2 protein-coding genes are annotated in these 2,934 nt (G+C 75.7%); both read right to left on the bottom strand.

Annotated elements, in window-relative coordinates:
• On the bottom strand, positions 1 to 1,164 hold a 1,164-nt coding region (locus NCC78_RS30185; RefSeq protein ID WP_250798785.1), incomplete at its 3' end, for an NADH-quinone oxidoreductase subunit N.
• On the bottom strand, positions 1,161 to 2,666 hold the full coding sequence (locus NCC78_RS30180; protein ID WP_250798784.1) for a complex I subunit 4 family protein: 1,506 nt from the start codon (positions 2,664 to 2,666) through the stop codon (positions 1,161 to 1,163). The genes NCC78_RS30180 and NCC78_RS30185, both read right to left, overlap by 4 nt.
• Positions 2,667 to 2,934: the final 268 nt, after the last annotated feature.

Below are 2,934 nucleotides of genomic sequence, written 5' to 3'. Positions count from 1 at the left end.
GAGCGCCGCCGCCCGCCACGGGTGCCGCCGCGCCGCACCACGCAGGTCGTCGACCGTGCCGCCGTCCGCGCCCGCCGGGCGCAGCGCCACCACGGCCGCGAAGGCCGCCAGCTCCAGCACCACGAAGAAGACGGCGTACGCGACGGCGGCGGCGTACGCGGCCGTCCGGGCGTCGGCGGTGCGGCCGGCGGTCAGCGCCAACGCGCCGAGCGGGGCCAGGATGTAACCGGCCTGGGCCACCGAGGACCAGGCGAGCAGCCGGACGGTACGGCGCTGGCGCAGCGCCACCAGGTTGCCGACGGTCATGGTCAGCACCGCCAGCAGGGCGAGCACCGGGCCCGTCACGTCGGCGGGCAGTGCGTACCGCACCACCGCGAGCAGGGCCACCACGCCGCCCAGCTTCGAGGCGGTGGAGAGGTACGCCGCCACCGGCAGCGGAGCGCCGTCGTAGGCGGCCGGCGCCCAGGCGTGGAACGGCACCGCCGCCACCTTGAAGGCCAGCCCGAGCACCACCAGCGCCACGGCGGCGGTGGTCAGCGGCAGGTCGAGCAGTTCCGGCCGGTCGGTGAGGAGCGCGCCGATCCGTTCCAGGTGCAACCCACCCGTCGCCGCGTAGAGCAGCGCCGCCCCGAGCAGCGTCAGCGTGGTGGCGACCACGCTGACCACGAAGAAGGTGACCGCCGCCTCGGCGCTGGCCAGACTCCCCCGGCGCAGCCCGACCAGGACGTAGAGCGGCAGCGTCAGCGTCTCCAGCGCCACGATCAGGGTGATCAGGTCGCCGGCCGCGCCGAGCACCACACCGCCGGTCATCGAGCAGGCGAGCAGGAAGGCGTACTCCCCGGTCGGCGACTGCCCGGCGCGCAGCAGCGGACCCGACAGCCCCAGGACGCCGAGGGTGAGCAGGGCGACGACCACGGCGACCAGCGCCGCCCGGCCGCTGAAGACGTACGAGCAGTCGGGGCCGACGCAGAAGGTCCGGCGTTCGTCCCCGGCGCCGACCAGGGCCGCGCCGAGCGCCGTGGCGACCGCCCCGGCGGCGGCCGTCGCCAGCGTGACCCGGGCCCGGGCGACCAGCAGGTCGGCCAGGAGCACCAGCACCGCGGTCCCGGCGGCCAGGTACGCCGGGAGCAGCGCCACGTTGTCGACGCTCTGCACCACGCTCACGGGAGCACCTCCACCAGGGCGTCGACCGGGGCCTCGGCGACCCCGAGCACCAGGGTCGGGGCCAGCCCGACCGCGAGGGCGAGCAGCACCAGCGGCGCCCAGGCGGTCAACTCGGCGCCGGCCAGGCCGGGCGTGAGCCGCCCCACCGCCGGGCTGGGCCGGCCGTGGGTGACCTGCCGCAGCAGCCGCAGGAAGTACGCCGCGGTGAGCGCCGCGCCGACCGCCGCCAACACGGCGAGGGTGGTCCAGAACGCCCCGCCCACCTCGATCGCGGCGATCACCGCGAACGCCTCGCCCCAGAAGCCGGCGAGCCCGGGCAGGCCGAGCGAGGCGACGGCGGCGAAGCCGAGCAGCCCGGCCAGCCGGGGCGCGGTCTCCCGCAGCCCGGACAGCTCGGCGAGGGCGCCGGTGTGCGTACGGTCCTTGACCGCGCCGGCGAGGAAGAAGAGCAGGCCGGTGATCACCCCGTGCGCGACGTTGCCGAGCAGCGCCGCCTGGATGCCGGTGGTGGTGAGCGTGGCGACCCCAAGCAGCACGAAGCCCATGTGCCCGACGCTGGAGTACGCGATCAGCCGCTTCAGCTCGTCCTGCGCGAGGCAGACCAGCGAGCCGACCAGGATCGCCGTCACGGCCAGCACGCCGAGCACCGGCGCGGCCCAGCGGGCGCCCTCCGGGGCCACCCCGACCGCGATCCGGACCAGGCCGTACGTGCCCATCTTGAGCAGCACCCCGGCGAGGATCACGCTGCCCACGGTGGGTGCCTGGGTGTGCGCGTCGGGCAGCCAGGAGTGCAGCGGCCAGAGCGGGCTCTTCACCGCGAACGCGAGCGCGAGCAGGGTGAACGCGGCGAGCTGGGTGCCCCGGGACAGCCCGGCCCCGCCGGTCAGCGCGACGACGTCGGCGGTGCCGGCGGCGGCCACCACGACGTAGACGCCGACCAGCAGCAGCACCGAGCCGAGCAGCGTGTAGAGGGCGAACTTCCGGGCCGCCCGCCGCCGGTCCGCGCCGCCCCAACCAGCGATGATCGCGTACATCGGCAGCAGGACGACCTCGAAGAAGACGAAGAAGAGCACGAGGTCGAGGGCGAGGAAGGTGCCCAGGATGCCGACCTCGACAACCAGCAGCAACGCCACCAGCGCCCGCCCGCTGCCGCCGTCGGGGACCTTCCACAGCGTGTAGCCGCAGCAGAGCAGGGTGAGCAGCGCGGTCAGCACCACCAGCGGCCAGGAGATGCCGTCCACGCCGAGGTGGAAACGCAGGTCCAGGCCGGGCACCCAGGGCAGGTCGAGCCGGTGCCAGGGGCGTACCGCCGGAGCGTCGGCCGCGTAGGTCGACCAGGTCCGCTCACCGAGGGCGAGCAGCGCCGCGGCCACCAGGGTCAGCGCGGCGACGGCCGTGCCGACTCCCCGGGCGGCCCGGTCCCGGGGCGTCGCGGCCACCACGAGCGCACCGAACGCCGGCAACGCCAGCACCGCGACCAGCAGGAACTCTCCGAAGCTCACGGCGCCACCTCGGTTCGCGGCCGCACGGCTCGCAGACCCGGCTCACTCCTCGCGCGCACGGGAGCCACCTCGGTTCGCGACTGCGGGGCTCGCAACACCGGCTCACTCCTCGCGCTCACGGGAGCCACCTCTGTTCGCGACCGCACGGCTCGCAACACCGGCTCACTCCTCGCGCTCATGCGACCCCGCCGATCAGCGCGGCGGCCAGGCCGATCAGCAGCGCCCCGGCCAGCACGCCCACGGCCGCCCGGGGCAGCGCCGCCCGGTG

Source organism: Micromonospora phytophila (genome assembly GCF_023656545.1).
GTDB lineage: Bacteria > Actinomycetota > Actinomycetes > Mycobacteriales > Micromonosporaceae > Micromonospora > Micromonospora phytophila.
Note: the sequence above shows the minus strand (reverse complement) of the source record. Positions and strands in the feature narration are given on the sequence as shown.